The 20,635-nt window shown below is 64.0% G+C and carries 15 protein-coding genes; 10 read left to right on the top strand and 5 right to left on the bottom strand.

The features are described from left to right. Positions 1-41: 41 nt before the first annotated feature. Genes VSR72_RS04360 through VSR72_RS04350 form a run of 3 tightly spaced genes read left to right on the top strand, consistent with a single transcriptional unit; the run spans position 42 to position 3,851 of the window. The gene (locus VSR72_RS04360; RefSeq protein ID WP_342951564.1) at positions 42-1,445 is read left to right on the top strand and encodes a glucose-6-phosphate isomerase; all 1,404 of its coding nucleotides are present in this window, start codon (positions 42-44) and stop codon (positions 1,443-1,445) included. Beyond that, positions 1,442-2,662, top strand: coding sequence for a glycosyltransferase family 4 protein (locus tag VSR72_RS04355; protein WP_342951196.1), 1,221 nt, complete (start codon positions 1,442-1,444; stop codon positions 2,660-2,662). The genes VSR72_RS04360 and VSR72_RS04355 overlap by 4 nt, the downstream gene beginning before the upstream one ends. Positions 2,663-2,693: 31 nt before the next feature. Further along, positions 2,694-3,851 carry a glycosyltransferase family 4 protein gene (locus tag VSR72_RS04350; RefSeq protein ID WP_342951195.1) on the top strand — a complete coding sequence of 386 codons (1,158 nt, stop codon included), beginning with the start codon at positions 2,694-2,696 and terminating at the stop codon, positions 3,849-3,851. Between the two features lie 87 nt (positions 3,852-3,938). Here VSR72_RS04350 and VSR72_RS04345 read toward each other — a convergent pair whose 3' ends face one another. The 3 genes from VSR72_RS04345 to VSR72_RS04335 are packed head-to-tail and all read right to left on the bottom strand — an operon-like array spanning position 3,939 to position 7,057. Beyond that, a complete protein-coding gene (locus tag VSR72_RS04345) occupies positions 3,939-4,895 on the bottom strand; it encodes a GDP-mannose 4,6-dehydratase (protein WP_342951194.1) in 957 nt (318 codons plus the stop codon). Then, positions 4,882-5,925, bottom strand: coding sequence for a GDP-mannose 4,6-dehydratase (gmd, locus tag VSR72_RS04340; protein WP_342951193.1), 1,044 nt, complete (start codon positions 5,923-5,925; stop codon positions 4,882-4,884). Before gmd ends, VSR72_RS04345 begins: the two co-directional genes overlap by 14 nt. 37 nt (positions 5,926-5,962) lie before the next feature. Further along, complete coding sequence (locus VSR72_RS04335) at positions 5,963-7,057, bottom strand: acyltransferase (RefSeq protein ID WP_342951192.1); 1,095 nt, start codon at positions 7,055-7,057, stop codon at positions 5,963-5,965. A 410-nt stretch (positions 7,058-7,467) separates the two neighbouring features. Between VSR72_RS04335 and VSR72_RS04330 the strand changes: the two genes are divergently transcribed. From VSR72_RS04330 to VSR72_RS04320, 3 genes are read left to right on the top strand one after another with little or no spacing between them, the layout of a single operon-like run. Next, the gene (locus VSR72_RS04330) at positions 7,468-9,648 is read left to right on the top strand and encodes a hypothetical protein (RefSeq protein ID WP_342951563.1); all 2,181 of its coding nucleotides are present in this window, start codon (positions 7,468-7,470) and stop codon (positions 9,646-9,648) included. 29 nt (positions 9,649-9,677) lie between these two features. Further along, a complete protein-coding gene (locus tag VSR72_RS04325) occupies positions 9,678-11,144 on the top strand; it encodes a flippase (protein WP_342951191.1) in 1,467 nt (488 codons plus the stop codon). Beyond that, positions 11,141-13,621 carry a glycosyltransferase family 4 protein gene (locus VSR72_RS04320; RefSeq protein WP_342951190.1) on the top strand — a complete coding sequence of 827 codons (2,481 nt, stop codon included), beginning with the start codon at positions 11,141-11,143 and terminating at the stop codon, positions 13,619-13,621. Before VSR72_RS04325 ends, VSR72_RS04320 begins: the two co-directional genes overlap by 4 nt. A 590-nt stretch (positions 13,622-14,211) precedes the next feature. Here VSR72_RS04320 and VSR72_RS04315 read toward each other — a convergent pair. Further along, entirely contained in the window at positions 14,212-15,396 is a 1,185-nt protein-coding gene (locus tag VSR72_RS04315; RefSeq protein WP_342951189.1) for an acyltransferase, read from the bottom strand. Between the two features lie 200 nt (positions 15,397-15,596). Between VSR72_RS04315 and VSR72_RS04310 the strand changes: the two genes are divergently transcribed. Next, a complete protein-coding gene (locus VSR72_RS04310) occupies positions 15,597-15,740 on the top strand; it encodes a hypothetical protein (RefSeq protein ID WP_199272116.1) in 144 nt (47 codons plus the stop codon). A 264-nt stretch (positions 15,741-16,004) separates the two neighbouring features. Then, positions 16,005-16,895 carry a UTP--glucose-1-phosphate uridylyltransferase GalU gene (gene galU, locus VSR72_RS04305; protein WP_342951188.1) on the top strand — a complete coding sequence of 297 codons (891 nt, stop codon included), beginning with the start codon at positions 16,005-16,007 and terminating at the stop codon, positions 16,893-16,895. 62 nt (positions 16,896-16,957) lie between these two features. Here the strand turns inward: galU and VSR72_RS04300 are convergent, their stop codons facing one another. Next, complete coding sequence (locus tag VSR72_RS04300) at positions 16,958-17,179, bottom strand: hypothetical protein (RefSeq protein ID WP_342951187.1); 222 nt, start codon at positions 17,177-17,179, stop codon at positions 16,958-16,960. Here VSR72_RS04300 and VSR72_RS04295 point away from each other — a divergent pair. Beyond that, a complete protein-coding gene (locus VSR72_RS04295; RefSeq protein WP_342951186.1) occupies positions 17,178-18,815 on the top strand; it encodes a S53 family peptidase in 1,638 nt (545 codons plus the stop codon). The two genes, VSR72_RS04300 and VSR72_RS04295, sit on opposite strands and share 2 nt — an antisense overlap. A gap of 134 nt (positions 18,816-18,949) precedes the next feature. Then, positions 18,950-20,623, top strand: a complete 1,674-nt coding sequence (locus tag VSR72_RS04290) for a peptidase S1 (RefSeq protein ID WP_342951185.1) — start codon at positions 18,950-18,952, stop codon at positions 20,621-20,623. Positions 20,624-20,635 lie beyond the last annotated feature (12 nt).

The following is a 20,635-nucleotide window of genomic DNA, read 5'->3' as shown; positions in this document are numbered from 1 at the left end:
CAAACCAGCAACCTCGCCGCCGCGGCGGCCTGCGCAGCCTGATGGGCCGCGATACGCTGCCGCCGCTCGCCCTGTGGGTGTTCACGGTGCTCCTGATCGGCGCGCATCAGGGCACGGTGCTTACGCTCGCGTTCCCGGTGCTTTCGATCGCTGTGGGCTTCTGGCTCTATTTCGTGAACCCGGTGCGCTATATCGGCTTCATGTGGTGGCTGTGGTTCCTGAGCCCCGAAGTGCGGCGTCTCGCCGACTACGGCAAGGGCGGCTTCACGCCGACCAGCCTCATTCAGGTCGCGCCGCTCGCCGTGACGATGATCAGCGGCATTTCGCTGCTGCGCTACTACCCGATCCTTGGGCAGCGGCGCGGCCTGCCGCTGCTGCTCGCGCTGCTCGGCATTGGCTATGGGTTCGCGGTGGGCGTGGTGAGCAGCGGCCCGGCAGCGGCTGTGTACGACCTTGCGAACTGGATCTATCCGTTCCTGATCGGCTTTCACATCATGGTGCTCACGCGGCAGTATCCCGAGTGCAGCAAGACCATCATCAACACCTTCATCTACGGCATGCTCGTGATGGGCGCGTACGGCCTCGTGCAGTTCTTCATCATGCCGCCGTGGGACGCCATGTGGATGATCGGCTCGGACATGAACTCGCAGGGCGACCCCGTGCCGCTCGGCGTGCGCGTGTTCAGCACGATGAACTCGTCGGGCCCGTTCGCGTTCGCGATGATGGGCGCGATGGTGTTCGTGATGGCCGCGAAGCATCGCGTGCGCTGGGTCGCGGCGGCGTTCGGCTTCTTCTCGTTCGCGCTCTCGCTCGTGCGCTCCACGTGGGGCGGCTGGGCGATCGCCATGGTCATCCAGTTGATGAAGTCGAGCAACAAGGTGCGTATTCGCATCGTCGTGAGCGCGCTCGTGCTTGCGGGCGTGTGCGTGCCGCTGCTCACGTTCGGCCCGGTGGCGGACCGCATGCAGCAGCGTCTGAATACGCTCGTGAACCTGAAGGACGACCAGAGCTACGAGGCGCGTAACCAGTTCTATGCCGACTTCGCGAAAAAGGCCTTCACCGACGTACAGGGCGAGGGACTTGGCGCCACCGGCGCATCGACCAAGCTCTCCAGCAATAACGGTCAGCTCGGCCAATACGGCAGCTTCGACAGCGGCGTGATGAACATTCCGTTCGTGCTCGGCTGGCCCGGCACGCTGCTCTATATGTCGGGCGTGCTGTGGCTGCTCGTGCGCGCGGTGCGCGTGTCGCTTCGGTTCCCTGAAGACCGCTACGTGTGCGCGTGCCTGAGCCTCGCCATATCGATCTTCGCCATGCTCGTGTTCACCAACTCGCTCGTGGGCACCGGCGGCCTGCTGCTCTTTTCGAGCGTGTTTTCCATTCTCAGCGCGGGGCATTGGGCGAAGCTTCAACGCCAGGCCCCTACCACGGAGGTCTCCGATTGAGAGTCGCAATCGTCACGCATGTCGTGCGCCACAATGACGGCCAGGGCCGCGTCAATCATGAAATCGCGCGCGCCGCGCTCGACGAAGGGTTCGAGGTGACGCTGGTCGCCTCGCACGTCGCGCCCGAACTGCTGGCTCACCCCAAGGTGAAATGGGTGAACGTGCAACCTTCGCGCGCGTGGCCCACCAACCTGCTGCGTCAGCAGGTATTCGCGCTGAAGAGCGCGCTGTGGCTGCGCCGCAACCGGCGCGCATACGATGTGCTCCATGTGAACGGCTTCATTACCTGGGCGCACGCCGACGTCAACACCGCGCACTTCGTGCACGGCGGCTGGGCGCGCAGCAAGTATTACCCGTTCGGTCTCACGCGCGGCGTGTGGTCGGCGTATCAGTTCGTCTACACGCGCGCCAATGCGGTGCTGGAGCGCTGGGCGTACCGCCGCTCGCGCGTGATCGCAGCGGTGTCGCGCAAGGTCGCCGATGAGATCCGCGCGTCGGGCGGCAACCCCGTTGAGCGACTCGATGTGATCTACAACGGTGTGGACACGCGCGGCTTCTCGGCCGCAAGCGCCGACCGCGCGAAGTTCTCGCTGCCCGCGGATGCATTCCTGATGCTCTTCGTCGGCGATCTGCGCACGCCGCGCAAGAATCTCGGCACGGTGCTGCACGCGCTTAAGCAAATGCCCGATAACGTGCATCTGGCCGTGGCCGGCTACTTGCCTGGCAGCCCGTACCCCGATCTTGCTCGCGAGCTTGGCATCGAGAAGCGCGTGCATTTTCTCGGCCTCGTGAGCGATATGCCCACGCTGATGCGCTCCGTCGATACCTATGTCTTTCCTTCGCGCTACGAAGCAATGAGCCTGTCGCTGCTCGAAGCGATGGCGGCGGGCTTGCCCGTCGTCACGGCGCGCACGGCAGGCGGCGCGGAAATCATCACGCCCGAATGCGGCATCGTGCTCGAAGATCCCGACGACGTGCCCGCGCTCGCCAACGCCGTGAAAACGCTGGCGACCGACACGCCGCGCCGTCTCGCGATGGGCGAGGCCGCGGCGGAACTCGCCACGCAGTTTGGCTGGGCGCGCATGGCCGCGCAGTACATCGCGCTCTACCGGCAACTGGCCGGTGACACGAGTGCGGCCGTGCATCGCGAAGAACCCGCGTTCGCCGCTGCGACGCTGCCGGGCGGGCAATCGCTCCAGCGCGCAGAAACCCCCTGATAACCGCATACGTGCAGAATAAGGACACGCGATGACCACACAATCCATTCAATCGCTACAGATCGGCATGCACTGGTTTCCCGAGCGCGCAGGCGGGCTCGATCGCATGTACTACTCGCTGGTTGGCGCGCTGCCCGGTGCGGGCGTGCGCGTGCGCGGCGTCGTGGCCGGCTCGCCCAAGGTGGCCCAGGACAGCGGCGGCGCGATTCACGGCTTCGGCTCCGCCTCGCGCTCGCTGCCGTTTCGCCTCATGGACGCGCGCCGCGCGCTGCGCAGCGAGATTCGCCGCCATCGTCCCGATGTCATTTCCTCGCACTTCGCGCTTTACACCTTCCCCGGACTCGACGTCACGCGCGGCATTCCGCAGGTTTCGCACTTCCAGGGACCGTGGGCCGACGAAAGTTTCGTGGAAGGCGCGGCCACGCTGAGCCAGCGCATCAAGCACTCGCTGGAGCAGTCGGTGTATGAGCGCTCGTCACGGCTCATCGTGCTTTCGAAGGCTTTTGGCGACATTCTCACGCGCCGCTACGGTATTTCGCCCGAGCGTGTGCGCATCGTGCCTGGCTGCGTGGATACGGCGCATTTCGACCCGGCATGCACGGTGGCGGAAGCGCGCCTGAAACTCCAGTTGCCGCAAGGGCGCCCGATCATCCTCGCCGTGCGCCGCCTCGTGCGCCGCATGGGCCTGGAAGACTTGATCGACGCGATCAAGATGGTGAAGCAGCGCCACCCGGACGTGCTCCTGCTGATCGCGGGGCGCGGCCGTCTGGAGTCCGAACTGCAGCAGCGCATCGACGAAGCCGGCCTTGTCGACAACGTGAAGTTGCTCGGCTTCGTGCCCGACGCGCATCTGCCTTCGCTGTATCGCGCTGCGACGCTGAGCGTGGTGCCGACGGTTGCGCTGGAGGGCTTCGGTCTGATTACGGTGGAGTCGCTTTCTGCTGGCACGCCGGTTCTGGTGACGCCGGTTGGCGGCTTGCCGGAAGCGGTGGCGGGTCTTTCGCAAGATCTCGTGCTGCCGAGCACGGGCGCGAACGCGATCGCCGATGGCATCGACGGCGCGCTCTCGGGCCGCATCAAGCTGCCGGACGAAGAGACGTGCAAGGCGTATGCGCGCGAGCACTTCGATAACGCCGTGATCGCGAAGCGCGTGGCCGGCGTTTACGCGGAAGGCATCGCGGCCCACTGAGGTGTTTAGCTAGACCAAAAGAAAACCGCCGCTCGGAAGAGCGGCGGTTTATTTGTGCAGCAGAGAAAGAAACAGCGCGAACGATCGCTATTGCGTTTCGACCACACGTTCGCGGGCTTCTTCGTACATCCAGCGCAACGTGTCTTCGAGGTGCTTGCGCGAGCTGTCGCCGACGATGGAGCGCAGCTTCGCATTCGACCCGATCAGCTGACGCACTTCGTTGGCGCGCACGAAACGCGGATCGACGTGAACCTCGATCTCGTAGCCGGCGATGCGCGCGAGCATGCCGAGCAGGGCGCCCAGCGTCTGGCCGCTGCCGGAGCAGACGTTGACGGTGGCGCCGCGCGGTGCGGCTTCGATGAGCTGGGCATAGGCATGCACCACGTCGCGCACATCGGAGAAGTCGCGGGCCACGTGGAGGTTGCCAAGCGAGATCCGCTTTTCGCCGCGTGCGTAGTGATCGACGATCTTCGGGATGAGGAAGTCCGGCGACTGGCCCACGCCCGTGTAGTTGAACGGACGCGCGATGATGATCGGCAATTGCACCTGAAAGCGCTTCGCGACGTATTCCATCGCGAGCTTGCTCACCGCGTAGTCGTTGGCCGGCTGGGGCTCGACTTTCTCGTCGATCACGCCGTTCGTGGCGTTGCCGTAGACATTCGCGCTGCTCGCCAGCAGCACGGCGCGCGGCACGTGCTTCTGGTGCGCGAGCGCCTCGAGCAGATTGCGCGAGCCGACCACGTTCACGACGTAGGTGCGCGCCACGTCGCTGTCGGCCACGTGGGCCACTGCGGCGAGATGCACGACCACGTCGGGCTGCACGGACTCGATCGCATGGGCGATCGCGCCGCGATCTAGCAGGTCGGCTTCGATCGCGGTGGCGCCGAACGGGAAGCACTCCGCGCTCAGCGATTCGCCGGCCCGCACGGTGCCCCACACGCGGTAGCCGTCCGCCGCGAGGCGGGCGGCCATATAGCGGCCCGTAAAGCCGCCAATGCCTGTGATGAGCGCGCGCGGACGGCTAGCGGAATCAGAATGTGTCATGGCGTTCGTTGCGCGCAAGGTCGGCCGTGACCATCATCTGGCAGAGCTGCTCGAGCGAAGTCTGCGGCTTCCAGCCGAGTTTTTCCTGCGCTTTGGTCGGGTCGCCAATGAGCAGATCGACTTCGGCGGGGCGGTAGTAGCGCGGGCTCACGCGCACGAGCGTGCGGCCCGTGGCCACGCAAATGCCGGTTTCGCGCTCGCCCTTGCCCGACCATTCGAGCTGGATGCCGGCCGCCGTGAAGGCCATCTTCACGAAGTCGCGCACGGTTTCGGTGCGGCCCGTGGCGAGCACGTAGGTGTCGGGTTCGTCGGCCTGCAGCATGCGCCACATGCCTTCGACGTATTCGGAGGCGTAGCCCCAGTCGCGCTTGGCGTCGAGGTTGCCGAGTTCGAGCATGTTGAGCTTGCCGAGCTTGATCTTCGCGACGCTGTCCGTGATCTTGCGCGTGACGAACTCGCGTCCGCGCAGCGGCGACTCGTGGTTGAAGAGAATGCCGCTCGTCGCGAAGATGTCATAGGACTCGCGATAGTTCACGGTGGACCAGTGCGCGAACAGCTTGGCCACGCCATAGGGGCTGCGCGGATAGAACGGCGTCTCTTCGCATTGCGGAATCGCCTGGACCTTGCCGAACATTTCGGAGGTCGAAGCCTGATAGAAGCGCGCTTTCGGATTCACCACGCGAATCGCTTCGAGCATGTTCAGCACGCCGATGCCGGTGACTTCGGCGGTGGTGGCGGGCTGGTCGAACGACACGCCCACGAAGCTTTGCGCCGCGAGGTTATAGACCTCCTGCGCTTGCGCGCGCTCGACGAGACGCAGGGTCGAACCCGCATCCGTGAGGTCGTGCTCGACGAGTTCCAGCGACGGATGGTCGAGGATCCCCAGCTCGTTCATGCGCCAGAAGTTGACGGAGCTGGTGCGGCGATAGGTGCCGGTGACGTTGTAGCCCTTGTCGAGCAGAAGGCGCGTGAGGTAGGCGCCGTCCTGGCCGGAAACACCGGTGATGATCGCTTTGCGACGTTCGTTCATGTGATGTGCCTTTGAAGTAGCGAACGGGATTCAGGAATTACGATTGCGGGCTCGACTGGCTCACGCGCGCGGTGATGTCCACCGGCTCGGCCGCCGGGCGGCGGCGCGGGCCGCGCGTGAGGCGGCGTTCGAAGAGGAACCAGCTCGCGCTCGCATAAGCGAGCGTGAGGACGAGCGCAATCGCGGCGCTCTCGATGCGGCCGTAATGGAGCGGCCACACGGCGTAGAGAATCGTGAGGTGAATGAGGTAGATCGTGTAGCTGATCGTGCCGATATACACGAGCACCGGATTGGACAACAGGCGCCGCACGATGCCTTTCGATTGCAGCGCGAACACGACGATCGAGGTGCAGAGCACGAGCGAAACGCTATAGAGCATTGCGTTCGAAAGCGGCGTGTTCATGGCGCGAAAGCGCGGGTAGTGCAAATGGAGCCAGGCCAGCACGCCGAGCGCCGCGAAAAAGAGCACGGCGGCGGGCCACTTGTAGGGCTCGAGCGCGTTGCGGTCGCGGCGTACGAGCACGGCGAGCAGCGCACCGGTGGCCAGCAGGTCCATGCGGAACGGCGTGAGGTAGTAGATCGGCCAGTACGTGTCGAACCACGGCGTCGCGACGGCGCGCAGCACGGGCACGAGAAAAATGAGCGCGGCGGCCACCACGGCCATGAGCCGCTGCGGCAGCAGCAGCACGACGAAGGGCCACACGATGTAGAACTGCTCTTCCACCGCGAGCGACCAGAGAATGTTGAGGCTGTCGTGGCCGCTTTGGCCGAGCGCGTCGCCGATATTGGTGGCGAAGAACGCGTACCACGGCCAGTAATGTGCCCAGCCAAAGCCGAACAGCAGCGACGAAACGATGAGCAGCAGCACGTACGGCGGCAGGATGCGGCGCACCCGGCGCGCATAGAAATAGCTGAAATACGATTGCCCGCGCGCCTTGCGCTCAAGCAGGATGCCGGTGATCAGAAAGCCGCTCAGCACGAAGAACAGGTCGACGCCCATCCACAGCGGCGCGTGCAACGCGTGCTGCGCGAACACGGCGAGCACGGCGAAAGCGCGCAGACCGTCCAGCTGGACGATGCGGTGGGAATGGTCGGCGGGGCCTTGTTGATTGACTAGGCGGCTAACGGTCATCGGTTCTCCGGTGGGTTCATGCATACGCGATTGCTTCGCGGTTCATTCTAGAAAGAATTAAATGTTCAAAAAGCCAAAATATATTGATTCTCGATTTTTTAAATTGAATGCCGGAATTTGCGCAATATGAAATTCGCATTGCGTTTTGAAATACCGTTGTGACCCCGCCAAACATGGTGCTGCATGGGCTTTTCGGCTCGCTGTCGGCGTATGAGAATTTATTTCCGCCTCATTCAGAAACGGGTCATAAATGCTGAATTTTTTTGAATTATTTTCCCTTTTTTGGGGGTGATTTTTCACCCGGTTTGTACGGCATGATCCTGGCTGATTGCCGTTCACAGACCGGAGGAATTGCCTTGCCGTTATCGAATCCCGATCGCCGCTTGCGCAGGACGCTGGCACTGGCCGCGATGTGCACGTTTATCTGCACGTCGTCGGTTCAGACCATCGCCGCGCCGCAACTCAACGTGACGACCTCGTGGATCGGCAATAGCTTCGGTAACGGCCAGGGTACGTGGATGCAGATCAACGTCACGGCTATCGCCGTCACGCCCGAAGGCAAGGTGTTCACAAACGCGCCGTGGGACGAGAGCGGCGCCGAGATCAGCGCGTATCAGGACGGCAAGCCGCTCGGCTTTGCCGGCGGCACGCATGGCTGGGGCGGCGCTGGCGGCAACGCCGTGGCCGTGAATCAGCGCTATCTGTATGCGGCGGTTGGCGTGGGCAACGAGAAAGGTCATCTCGTCGGCAGCGGAATCTGGCCTGCGAAGGGCAGCCAGTGGTACGGCATCACGCGCCGGCCGCTCGACGAGCCCAAGCGCGCGGCCGCGTTCCAGGCCTCGCCCGATCCACTCAATCCGCATGCGCAGCTTTCTGCGTCGTTCCTGAAGATCAACGAAGTGCCAACCGGCACGCATGCCGACATTGGCGGACTCGCCGCGACGGATTCGACGCTCTACGTGAGCAACACGCCGATGAATCGCATCGAGGTGTACGACGCGAACTCGATGCAGCGCAAGACGCAATGGGACGTGCAGGCGCCGGGCCGGATCGCGCTCGCGGCCGACGGGTCGGTGTGGGTGCTGGTGGGTGCTCAAGCGGGCGCTGACGCGGGCAAGGGCAGCGTTCATCCGCGCATCGAGCATTACTCGGCCGATGGCAAGCGCCTCGGCGACACGCTCGCGCTGCCCGACGATTCGGTGCCAGTGGATCTCGCGTTCGATCCGCAGCAACGCTTGCTAATCGCCGATAACGGGCCGCGCCAGCAGATCCTCATCTTCACGCGCAACGGCAAGACGTGGACGCAGAGCGCCACGCTCGGCGAGCGCGGCGGCATTTTCGCGGGTGTCGCGGGCCGTCCGGGTCCAGGCCGCTTCAACGGCCTCACGGGCGTTGGCACCGATGCGCGCGGCAACATCTACGTCTCGACCAATGGCGTCGGGCCGCAGCATGAAGACAACATCGGCGCGGGTCTTGGTGCGACGCTGGAAGCGTATACGCCCGCAGGCAAGCGCTTGTGGAACCTGGAAGGCTTGCTTTTCGTCGATGGCGCGTGGGTGGACCCGCAGCGTCCGAACAGCGTGTACACGGGCAACAAGCGCTTCGAACTCGATCTTTCGAAGCCGGCCGGGCAGGACTGGAAATATGTCGGATTCCTGTCTAATCGTTTCCGCTATCCCGACGACCCGGTTTTTCACACCGACCAGTGGCCGGGGCTGCCTACCGCGCGCGCGTTGAACGGGCGCACGTTCCTGTTCCTCACCGACATGTACGCGGACCACTTGAAGATTTATCGCTTCGACGCGCAGCGCGACGGCGAGACCGCGATCCCCTCGGGCCTCATCGCGGGGCGCGGCCGCGGGGTGCAGAACGTGCCGAACGCGCCGCAGGGCGGCGACTGGATCTGGCGCGACGCGAACGGCAACGGTGGCTTCGACACTGACGAATTCACGCGCAATTCCGGCCGCGACCATCTGGCGGGCGGCTGGGGCTGGTGGATCGACACGCGTGGCGACATCTGGCGCGCGCGCGACGACAAGGGCATCTGGCGCTTCCGCTTTGGCGGGCTCGACGCGAAGGGCAACCCGATCTACTCGTACGACAAGCTCGACAAATACGCGATCCCCGCGCCGTTTACCGAAGTGCATCGCGCGATCTACGAGCCGCAGACCGACACGCTCTACGTGACGGGGTACACGGCCGATGCGCCGCACGAGCCCGGCTTCTGGAAGGAAGCGGGGCGTGTGCTGGTGCGCTACGACAAGTGGTCGAGCGGCCACCCCGAGCAGCACTACATGCTGCGCCTGCCGTGGGACCCGAAAGCCAAGCCGCCTGTCACGCCCGCGGGGCTCACGGTGGAAGGCCAGTACGTGTTCGTGGTCGAGCCCGCGGGCAACGTGCACGTGTACGACAAGGACAGCGCGAAGGAGATCGGCACCTTCGGCCCCGGCACGGAAGTGGGCAATACCTCGGGCTGGGTCGACGTGCCGTTCGGCATCACCGCGCATCGCGAAGCGAACGGCGAATACCTCGTGTTCGTCGAGGAAGACGCGCGCGGCAAGGTCCTCATGTACCGCTGGAAACCGGCCTGACCCTCACGGGCCATGCAACTGGATACCTAATGGATAAAGGAATACTGCGCAACGTCGCAATCAATCTGTTCGGTCTCGTGCTGCCGACCTTCGTGTCGCTCGTCACGGTGCCTTCGTATATTCGCCTGCTCGGCGTGGAGCGCTACGGCGTGATCGCGCTCGTGTGGACCTTGATCGGCTACTTTAGCGTGCTCGATCTCGGCATGAGCATGGCCGCGCAGAACCAGATCTCGAAGGCGTATGCGTCGAAAGACGCCGACGCCTGCGAGCGCGTGTTCTGGAGCGCGTTCTGGCTGAACTTCACGACGGGCGCGATTGGCGGCCTGCTGATCTATTCGGGTGGCGCGCTTTATACGGCGTATTTCACGCACGTCACGCCCGAATTGCGTCACGAGGTCTATCTCGCGCTGCCCTGGCTCGCCGTGGCGATTCCGGTGGCGAACGTCTCGTGGGTGTTCGCGGGCGCGATCAACGGCGCGGAGCGCTTTGGCATCTACAACACGAACCAGACGCTCGGCACGTTCCTGTTCCAGCTTCTTCCGCTCGCCGCCGCCTGGGCGTACGAACCGAATCTGCAGACCGTGCTGGCCGCCGCCGTGTTCGCGCGCCTCGCGGCGGCCATCCTGCTCGGCCGCTCGGCGCTGCGCGTACTGGGGATCAGCAAAGTGCGCGGGCCGCGTCTCGATACCTCGAAGGCGCTCTTTAATTTCGGCGGCTGGATGCTCGTCGCGAGCATCACGACGATGGTCGCGGATTCGCTCGACCGCATGATGCTCGGCGCGGGCCTCGGCGCGCGTTTCGTGACGTACTACACGGTGCCGCAGAACCTCGTCACGCGCCTGAACATGGTGCCCAATGCGCTCGTGCGTACGCTGTTTCCGCGCCTGTCTTCACTGGGCCGTGAGCATGCGGACGAAATCGCTTCGCAGTCGCTGCAATTTCTCAATGCCGTATTCACGCCCATCGCCATCGGCGCGATCGTCGTGCTCCAGCCCTTCCTGCACGCGTGGGTCGGGCCTGTGATCGCCGAGCACGGCGCACCGGTTGGCCGCGTGTTGATCATCGCTGTGTGGCTCGTCGGGCAGGCCGGCGTCACGCGCATTCTCATCCAGTCGCAGAACAATCCTGCCGCCGCCGCGCGCGTGGGCCTTGTCGAGCTGCCGCTTTTCGCGGGACTGCTGTGGCTCGGCATATCGCGCTACGGCCTGCCGGGCGCCGCCGCGGCGGTGCTGTTTCGCGCACTGTTCGACTACGTCGTGCTGCTTTGGCTCTCGCGCATTCATAGCCGCACGATCATCGTCGATATGTTTGCACACCTGAGTTTTCTCGGCGCCGCGCTCGCTCTTGCGTGGTGGCTGCCGGATGCGCTGTACGCAATCGGCGCCGGTGTCGTGCTCGCGCTCGCCAACGTGGTGTGGTCCGTTGCGACTACGCCCATGCTGCGCGGCTACGCCCGTTCCCTTCTCTTTCGACTGAATTCACGGAAAAGCGCATGAGTCACGAACTGATCGACGAAGCGGCGCCGTCCGAAAGCGCCGCCGCGCCCATTCAACGGCGCGACGCCACCAAACCGCGACGCCCTGAGTCTGGCGCCGTCATGCCGCTGCGGCCAATGCGTCCGGCCCTCGCCGCAGGCCGCGCGCCGCGCGTGGCGATCGTGCACGACTGGCTTGTGACCTATGCGGGCGCGGAGCGCGTGCTCGAGCAGATTCTTGCCTGCTTTCCGGACGCAGACCTGTTCTCGGTCGTCGATTTCGTCGATGACCGCACGTTCCTGCGCGGCAAGCGCGCCACGACCTCGTTCATCCAGAAGCTGCCCGGCGCGCGCAAGCGTTATCGCGCGTACCTGCCGTTCATGCCGCTCGCTATCGAGCAACTCGACGTGTCGGGCTACGACGTGGTGATTTCGAGCAGCCACGCGGTGGCCAAGGGCGTGCTCACGGGACCGGACCAGTTCCACATCAGCTACGTGCATTCGCCGATTCGCTATGCGTGGGACCTCCAGCATCAATACCTGCAGGAGTCGAGCCTCACGCGCGGGCCGAAGTCGATGCTCGCGCGCCTGATCCTGCATTACATCCGCAACTGGGACGTGCGTACGGCGAATTCGGTGGACCAGTTCGTCGCCAACTCGGGGTTCATTGCGCGGCGCATTCAGAAGGTGTATCAGCGCGAGGCCGAGGTGGTCTATCCGCCCGTGGATGTCGACGCGTTCGAGCTGGAAACGCAGAAGGAAGACTTCTACATGACCGCCTCGCGGCTCGTGCCGTACAAGAAAATCGACCTGATTGTCGAGGCGTTCGCGCGTATGCCCGAGCGGCGCCTCGTGGTGATCGGCGACGGCCCCGACATGCACAAGGTGCGTGCGAAGGCCACGCCCAACGTGGAAGTGCTGGGCTACCAGCCGTTTGCCGTTCTGCACGATCGCATGCGGCGCGCCAAGGCCTTCGTGTTCGCGGCGGAAGAGGACTTTGGCATCTCCGTGGTCGAGGCGCAGGCGTGCGGCACACCTGTGATTGCGTTTGGCAAGGGCGGCGCGCTCGAAACGGTGCGCGACACCGGTTCGCGGCCCACGGGCATTTTCTTCGAAGAGCAGAACGCAGACGCGATCATCGAGGCTGTCGAATCGTTCGAACGCGATCCTGGCCGATTCCGCGCCGAGGATTGCCGCGCGAACGCGGAGCGCTTTTCCTCGCGGCATTTCCGCGAGCAGTTCTTCGCGCGCGTGGCGAAGGCGGTGCCGGCGATTTCGCAGGCGGGCTCCGCTCACGGCGCGCCGCCGTTCGAGATCGATGCGGACGCAACGGAAGCGCCGCGCGTGCTCGCGATCGACCAGAGCGGCGTGCTGGGCGGCGCCGAGCTTTCGCTGCTCGAAGTGGTGAAGGGCTTGCGCTCGCGCATCGACGTGCTGCTCTTCAACGACGGTCCATTCAGGGAAGCGCTAGACAAGGCCGGCGCGCGCGTGGAAGTGCTCGATTCGGGCGCGCTGAGCAAGGTGCGCCGCGATGGCGGCGCGGCACCGCGCCTGGGCGTGCTCGCGGGCATTGCGGCGCTCGTGCGCGAGACGCGCCGCCGCGCGCGCGAAGCCGACGTGCTTTACGCCAACACGCAGCGCGCCATGGTGATCGGCGTGCTCGCCGGCAAGCTCGCACGCAAGCCGGTAGTCTGGCATTTGCGTGACATCGTGAGCGACGAGCATTTCGGTCGCGTGCAGCGTGCCGTGATCAAGGGCTGCGCGAAGCTGGGACTCGCGCATGTGATCGCGAATTCGCATGCTTCGGCGAAGGTGTTCGCGCAGCTTACGCGCTTCGACACGAAGCGCATCGACGTCGTGCATAACGGTGTGGATGAGTCACCGTTCCGTGCGCTGGCGCGAGTGCCGCAGGCGCAATTGCGGGCGCAGATCGGCTTGCCCGAGGACGCGTTTCTCGTTGGTGCGTTTAGTCGCCTCGCGCGATGGAAGGGGCAGCATGTGCTGCTCGAAGCGTTGCTGGACGAGCCGCGCGCGCATGCGGTGTTTGTGGGTGCGCCGCTGTTTGGTGAGGATGCTTACGCCGCCGAACTGCATGCATTTGTCGAAGCGAATGGGTTGCAGGAGCGTGTGCATTTTCTCGGCTTCCGGCATGACATTGCGGCTTGCATGCGTGCTGTTGACGTGATCGCGCATACGTCGATTACGCCCGAGCCGTTTGGACGTGTGGTGGTCGAGGGCATGCTGGCGCAGCGGCCTGTCGTTGCTTCGCGCGATGGCGGTGTGACCGAGATCGTCGAGCACGGCAAGAGTGGGTTGCTCTGCACGCCAGGCGATGCGAAAGAGTTGGCCGCGACGATCGGCAGGCTGCACGATGATGCGGTTTTGCGGGAAGGGCTTGCTGCGCAAGGGCTTGCTACTGCGCGTGAGCGTTTTGGCAAGCAGCAGTATGTCGAGGCTGTTGAGCGCGTGCTGGATGGCGTTGTCGCGCGTGGTAAGTAAGTAGGTCTCTCTTAGGCCTTTGTCGCGGCTCTTGCCGCTTTGGCCTTTCCTTGATTTCGTGTCGGTATGCGAGCGTTGCCCCTGTGCGGGGCGGCACCTACTTTTCTTTGCAGCGGCAAAGAAAAGTAGGCAAAAGAAAGCCGCTCAAACCGCTAGCGCCTGCCACCGTTCACCTCGCGCCATACCAGGTTAATGGCTCCGGAGCGTCTGTCACCACTCGCCCACAACGGGAGTGACAAGGCAATCATACGTCCGGCGGCGCTACGCGCCCCGAAGGGCATAACCCAAAACCAAATGCCCTCGCAAACAGACCGGTTTCCCATGCAGACCCAACCGCAGCGCGCGTAGCGAGCAGCGGGATGAATGAGTCCTTTGTCACTAGCGAGAATGGTGCGAGGCGACAGACGCTCCGGAGCCATTAACCTGGTATGGCGCGAGGTGAACGGTGGCAGGCATTAGCGGTTTGAGCGGCTTTCTTTTGCCTACTTTTCTTTGCCGCTGCAAAGAAAAGTAGGTGCCGCCCCGCACAGGGGCAACGCATGCATACCGACGCGAAATCAAGGAAAGGCCAAAGCGGCCAGGAGCAACGTTTAAGCGATAACCCGCTTCCTGAGCCGCGCAGCGACATTAAGCGCCGGCCGCTCGAAGAGCCGATAGAACACCCAGGCGACTGGAATCACAGCAAGCGTGAACCCAAACGACGGCCAGATTGACGTTTGCAGCTCAGAGCGAAACAGGAGCGATCCGAGCAGCACGAAGAGCGGCAAATGGATGAGGTAAAGCGAGTAGCTGAAATCACCGAGCCTGGAAAACAGCGCTTGCAGCAGCCCAGGAGACGCAGGCGCGGGCCGCGCAAGCGCCTTGACGAGATAGCAAGCAAACGCGCATGCCCAGAGCTGAAACGCGCCAAACTGCCCAAAGTGAAACGCCACGCAACCGGCTGCGGCAAAAAGCGCCGCAGCAGGATACGCAAAGCGAAAACCGGAGGACCCACGCAAACGCACTTCGGCGATCCATGCGCCGAGCATCCACGAGAACCAGTACGACGTGAACACGACGATGTCGTGCCGCTCGAGCGTCAACGCGGATACGACATTGACGAGCGCCACACCAGCGAGCACGACATTCAGGCCGAAACGACGGCGCGCAGCGAAAAGCAGCGGATACAGCAGGTAAAACTGCACTTCGAGCGACAGGGTCCAGAGCGCGCCGTTGGAGCCAAATGTCTTGCCGGCCACGCCTTGCAACGAGAACAGGTTCACGAAGAAGTTACGCACGCCGATATCGTTGATCTTGTGACTCACAGGAAGCAGCGAAAGGCTGATCGAATCTACAGCCAGCGTGAGCAGCAACGCGGCGAGCAGCACCGGATAGATGCGCACGAACCGCCGCAGCCAGAACTGCCGCGCATCGAGCCGGAAATTGGGGTTCGCATTCAGGCGCGCAGCGCCGCTGCGGTGAATGCAATAGCCGCTGATGACGAAAAATATCGGCACGCCCGCCGATCCCCATGCAATGGGGAACGTCAGCCACGCAGCGATAGTGCCGGGGCTCGCGAAGCTGGCGTGCAACTGGTGGAACGCGCCCATGCCGATCCAGGTGACCTGGCGGCAATGGAAATAGGCCACCAGCAGGGCCGCAAAGCCGCGCAGGGCTTCGATCAGATGCTCGCCGGCAAGCTCGCGGGCCGCGGCCGTGGGCCGCGCTGCAGGCGTAGCAGCAGCGGGCAGGGCGGATGCAGGCGGCATGGCGGTTTGGAGTACGGGATCGCTCATCGGTGTCAGCCGGTCCTTGGGGGAGAGTACCCGGCGATCTTAGTGGCGCGCGCGCGAGGGAAGTAAGCAAAAGATTTACAAAATGTATTCATGCGGAAATGAGAAATGGAGAAATAAATGGATTGAAAAACAAAGCAGTTTATTTATCGAATTTGGAATGCTAGTTTGAGTGTGATCGACTATGGTCGCTGGAGAATCCGATGAACCTGCACTTGCTGGCCGGCGTGGCCGTGCTGTTGATACTCGTGGGGGTGTCCGCGTATCGCGAAGCGTTGCGCAATGAGCCCATCCGGCGCGCGCGCACGCGCTCCGGCGCCTTGCCGCCCGCCGATGAGGCGGAGTAGACTGCGCCCGAACGCGACGTCATTGACACGAGCCGGATCAGGAAATTCATGCCGACTTGTTTAGAATTATTCGGAATGGGCGGCAATAATTTCCGGTGTTATGCTGAAAGCACGAAATCTGTATTTGCTGGCCTTTTTTTTATTGCTTAAAAGGCGGTAAACAATCTTATTCAATACAAGAATCTGCCACGGCAGAACCTCGGGGAAGTCGGCTTGCCTCGCTGCGAGACCGAGACTCAAACGAACGATCTGGGAATGGACATCATGCTGAAAGTAACCAAAGCGGTATTTCCTGTTGCAGGCCTTGGGACGCGCTTCTTGCCCGCCACCAAGGCGAGCCCGAAGGAAATGCTGCCGATCGTCGACAAGCCGCTCATTCAGTACGCGGTGGAAGAGGCGATCGCTGCGGGGATTACCGAAATGATCTTCGTGACCGGCCGCAGCAAGCGCGCGATCGAAGACCATTTCGACAAGTCGTACGAGATCGAATGCGAACTCGAAGCCCGCAACAAGCAAAAGCTGCTCGACCTCGTTCGCAGCATCAAGCCCGCGAATGTGGACTGCTTCTACGTGCGCCAGGCCGAGGCGCTCGGTCTGGGTCACGCCGTGCTGTGCGCGGAAAAGCTCGTGGGCGGCTCGCCGTTCGCCGTGATTCTCGCGGACGACTTGCTCTACAGCCCGACGCCCGTCATGAAGCAACTCGTGAACACGTTCAATCACTATCACAGCTCGGTGATCGGCGTGGAATCCATCCCGCGCGAACATAGCGCGTCGTATGGCATTGTCGATGGCCGCGAGTGGGAAGAGGATGTGTTCAAGCTTTCGGGCATCGTCGAAAAGCCGGCGCCCGAAGTCGCGCCGTCGAATCTCGGCGTGGTCGGCCGCTACGTGCTGATGCCCACGATCTTCGATCATCTGCGCTCGTTGAAGCCGGGCGCAGGCGGCGAGTTGCAGCTTACCGATGGATTGCAGTCGCTGCTCACCGAAGAGCAGGTGCTCGCGTACCGCTACATGGGCACGCGTTTCGACTGCGGCAGCAAGCTCGGTTACCTCAAGGCGACGGTGGAGTTCGCGCTGCGCCACCCGGAGGTCAAGGAGGAGTTCGAAGCGTATCTGCAAACGCATCTGCCGGCGGCGCTGGCCGCTGCAGCATAAAAATTCCCCAACGACTCCACGGCGGCACAACCACGCTACGGGGTACATCAAAGCGCGCGGGTTCAGCGCCCGCGCGCTTTTCGCACATCTCGTCTCTCATCCCCATCGACCTCCGCGACCAGGCCTTGCGCCGTCGTCCGGAGAGATTTGCAATCGTCATCGGTGTATAACGATTCTGCGGGCACGCCGAATGCGCACAGCGCCTCGTTTGCGCTCGCGTCGCGCCGATGCTGCGTGAATATTCCAGACACAGGCACGCGCTTCATGAAGGAGAAACCGGTCATGACCAGGCACCTCCCGGTGGCAGGCAGTGAACATCCCACTCCCGCTGGCGCGCAGTGCGTCGGCGCGTGCGACCCGGCGGAGCGCATCAGGGTCGTGCTGATCCTGCGGCGCCAGGCGTCGGCAGAATTTCATGAGCTGGTGGACCGGCTCACCACGAACGATCCGGCCGCGCAGCCGGTTTCCCGCGCGGACTACGAGCGGCGCTTCGGTGCGAGCGCGGCCGACATCAAGCGCGTCGAGCAGTTCGCGAGCGCGCACGGGCTCAATGTCGATCAAGCCGATGCCTCGGCGCGCCGCGTCGTGCTCTCGGGCACGGTGCAGCAATACAACGCCGCCTTCGGCATCGACCTGCAGCGCTTCGAACATCAGGTCGGCAAGACCGTGCATCACTTTCACCAGCCGAGCGGCCCGCTGCATTTGCCGGAAGACATGCACGAGGTCGTCACCGCCGTGGTGGGGCTCGACAACCGCGCGAAGGCGCAGCCGCACTTTCGCATCGTGCCGACGAGTCTGGCGGCAACACCGGAAGCCGCAGCACAAACGCCCGGCGCGCCCATTCGTCCGCCAATCCGCGCTGCACGTGCGGTCACCAGATCGTTTACGCCTTTGCAACTCGCGGAGCTTTACAGCTTTCCCGCGGGCGACGCCAGCGGCCAGTGCATTGCCATCATCGAAATGGGCGGCGGCTATGACAAGGCGGACCTCAGCGCGTATTTCAGCGAGCTGGGCGTGAGCGCGCCGCGCGTGGAGGACGTCTCTGTCGATCAGACGACGAATGCGCCGACCGGCGACCCCAACGGCCCCGACGCCGAAGTCACGCTCGATGTAGAGATCGCCGGTGCGCTCGCGCCGGGCGCGCTCATCGCCGTGTATTTCGCGCCGAACAGCGAATCCGGCTTCGTGGATGCGGTGAGCGCCGCGCTGCACGACAGCCAGCGCAAACCGTCGATCATCTCGATCAGCTGGGGCGCGCCGGAGTCGGCGTGGTCGCAGCAAACGCTCGGCGCGCTGAACGACGCGTTGCAAACGGCCGTTGCGCTCGGCGTGACCGTGTGCGCGGCCTCGGGCGACAGCGGCTCGTCGGACGGCGTGAGCGACGGCGCCGATCATGTCGACTTTCCCGCTTCGAGCCCTTATGCGCTCGGCTGCGGCGGCACGCACATCGCGGCGTCGAACGGACGCATCTCGCAGGAAACCGTCTGGAGCGAAGGCGCAGACGGCGCGACGGGCGGCGGCGTGAGCGCGACGTTCGCGCTGCCGGACTGGCAAAAGGGCTTGCGCGTCGTGCGCGGCAGCGGCGGGGCGGGTGCGCTGGTGCGGCGCGGCGTGCCCGATGTCGCCGCCGACGCTGACCCCGCCACGGGCTACGAGGTGCGCGTGGCCGGCGCGGATACGGTGGTGGGCGGCACGAGCGCCGTCGCGCCGCTGTGGGCCGCGCTGATCGCGCGTATCAACGCGGCGCGCGGCAAGCCCGTGGGCTTCGCGAATGCGAAGCTCTATGCGCAGCCCGGCGCTTTCAACGACGTGACGAGCGGCAGCAACGGCGACTTCTCGGCGGCCCCCGGCTGGGACGCCTGCACGGGTCTCGGCACGCCGGTGGGCAGCAAGGTGGCAGCCGCGCTCGGCTCGGCGTAGGATGAGCGCGGCGCCCCGCCGCTACGGCAAGAAGCGGTGAAAGGCTGGTGGCGGGCGCGATGCGGGTTGCATGAGAGGTTGCATTCGAAGTTGCATTCACTGTCTCAAACGCGAACACATAAAGTGGAGACGACATGAACGACGAAGCGCAGTCCACCAAAGGCAATGGCGGCGCTCAAGGGGCCAGCCCCGCGAGCGGCAACGGCAAACATCGCGCGCAGGCCGACCAGCCGTGCTTCGATCCCACCGCTTATGGCAACGGTCCCGACGACTTCGTCACCGACATGACCGAGAACGCGGCGATCACGCATCACGCCATTCAGATCGGCAAGGAAGTCATCGCCTACACGGCAACGGCAGGCCACCTCGTGACCGTCGATCCGAGCAGCTCGCAGCCCAACGCCAAGATCTTCTACGTGGCGTTCACGAAGGACGGCGTGCAGGCGCAGGACCGTCCCGTCACGTTCTTCTACAACGGCGGGCCGGGCTCGTCTTCCGTGTTCGTGCTGCTCGGCTCGTTCGCGCCCAAGCGCATCAAGACCTCGATGCCGGGCTTCACGCCGCCCGCGCCCTATGCGCTCGAAGACAATCCGGACAGCCTGCTCGACAAGAGCGACCTCATCTTCATCAATCCGGTGGGCACGGGCTATTCGGCTGCGGTCGCGCCGCATCACAACCGCGACTTCTGGGGCGTGGATCAGGACGCGGATTCGCTCAAGCAGTTCATCAAGCGCTATCTCTCGGCGAACGATCGCTGGAATTCGCCAAAGTTTCTCTACGGCGAATCGTATGGCACGGCGCGCAGTTGCGTGCTCGCGTACCGGCTGCACGAGGATGGCGTGGACCTGAACGGCATCACGCTGCAGTCGTCGATACTCGATTACACGCAAAGCGGCAATCCGGTGGGCGCGCTGCCTACTGCGGCCGCCGACGCGTGGTATCACAAGCGCCTTGGCGTGACGCCCGCGCCGAAGGACTTGCAGGCGTTCGCCGCGCAGGTCGCGCAATTCGCACGCACCGATTATCTTCAGGCGCTCTCGAAGTTTCCCGATCCTGGCGACAAGAGCATTCCGGCTACGCTCAAGACGCTGTCGCAATACACGGGCATCGACACGCAAACGCTGGAGTCGTGGAATCTCGACATCGCCTCGTACGACAGCCGCGGCAACTCGCTTTTCCTCACCGCGCTCATGAAGGACAAGGGCGTGGCGCTCGGCTCGTACGACGGCCGCGTGACCGCCATCGACACGGGCATTGCGGGCAACATCGACCCCAACTCGGGCGGCAACGATCCCACCATGACGGCGGTGAGCGGCGTGTATACGGCGATGTGGAACAGCTACCTGAACGAGCAGCTCAAGTTCCGCACGAACTCGTCGTTCACGGATCTGAACGACCAGGCGTTCAAGAACTGGAACTTCGGCCATATCGATCCGACCGGCGCGCAAAAGGGCGTGGACGCGCAGGGCAATATCGTGCTCTACACGGCGGGCGACCTGGCGGCGGTGATGGCGTTGAACCCGGATTTGCGCGTGCTTTCGGCGAACGGCTACTACGACTTCGTCACGCCGTTCTACCAGACCGTGATCGATCTGCAGAAGATGCCGCTCCTCGACCAGAAGGTGCGCGACAACCTGAGCGCGCGCTTCTATCCCTCGGGGCACATGGTGTATCTCGACGCCGGCTCACGCACAGCGCTCAAGGCCGATCTCGCGAAGCTCTATCAGGTCGCCGTGACGGACCGCCCAGCGGTGGCACGCATTCGCGCGCTTCAGCGCATGAGCACGATGAGTACCATGCATCATTGATGCCTTCGGTGG

It is taken from the genome of Paraburkholderia sp. JHI869, from assembly GCF_038900775.1.
Taxonomy (GTDB): Bacteria; Pseudomonadota; Gammaproteobacteria; order Burkholderiales; family Burkholderiaceae; genus Paraburkholderia.
Note: the sequence above shows the minus strand (reverse complement) of the source record. Positions and strands in the feature narration are given on the sequence as shown.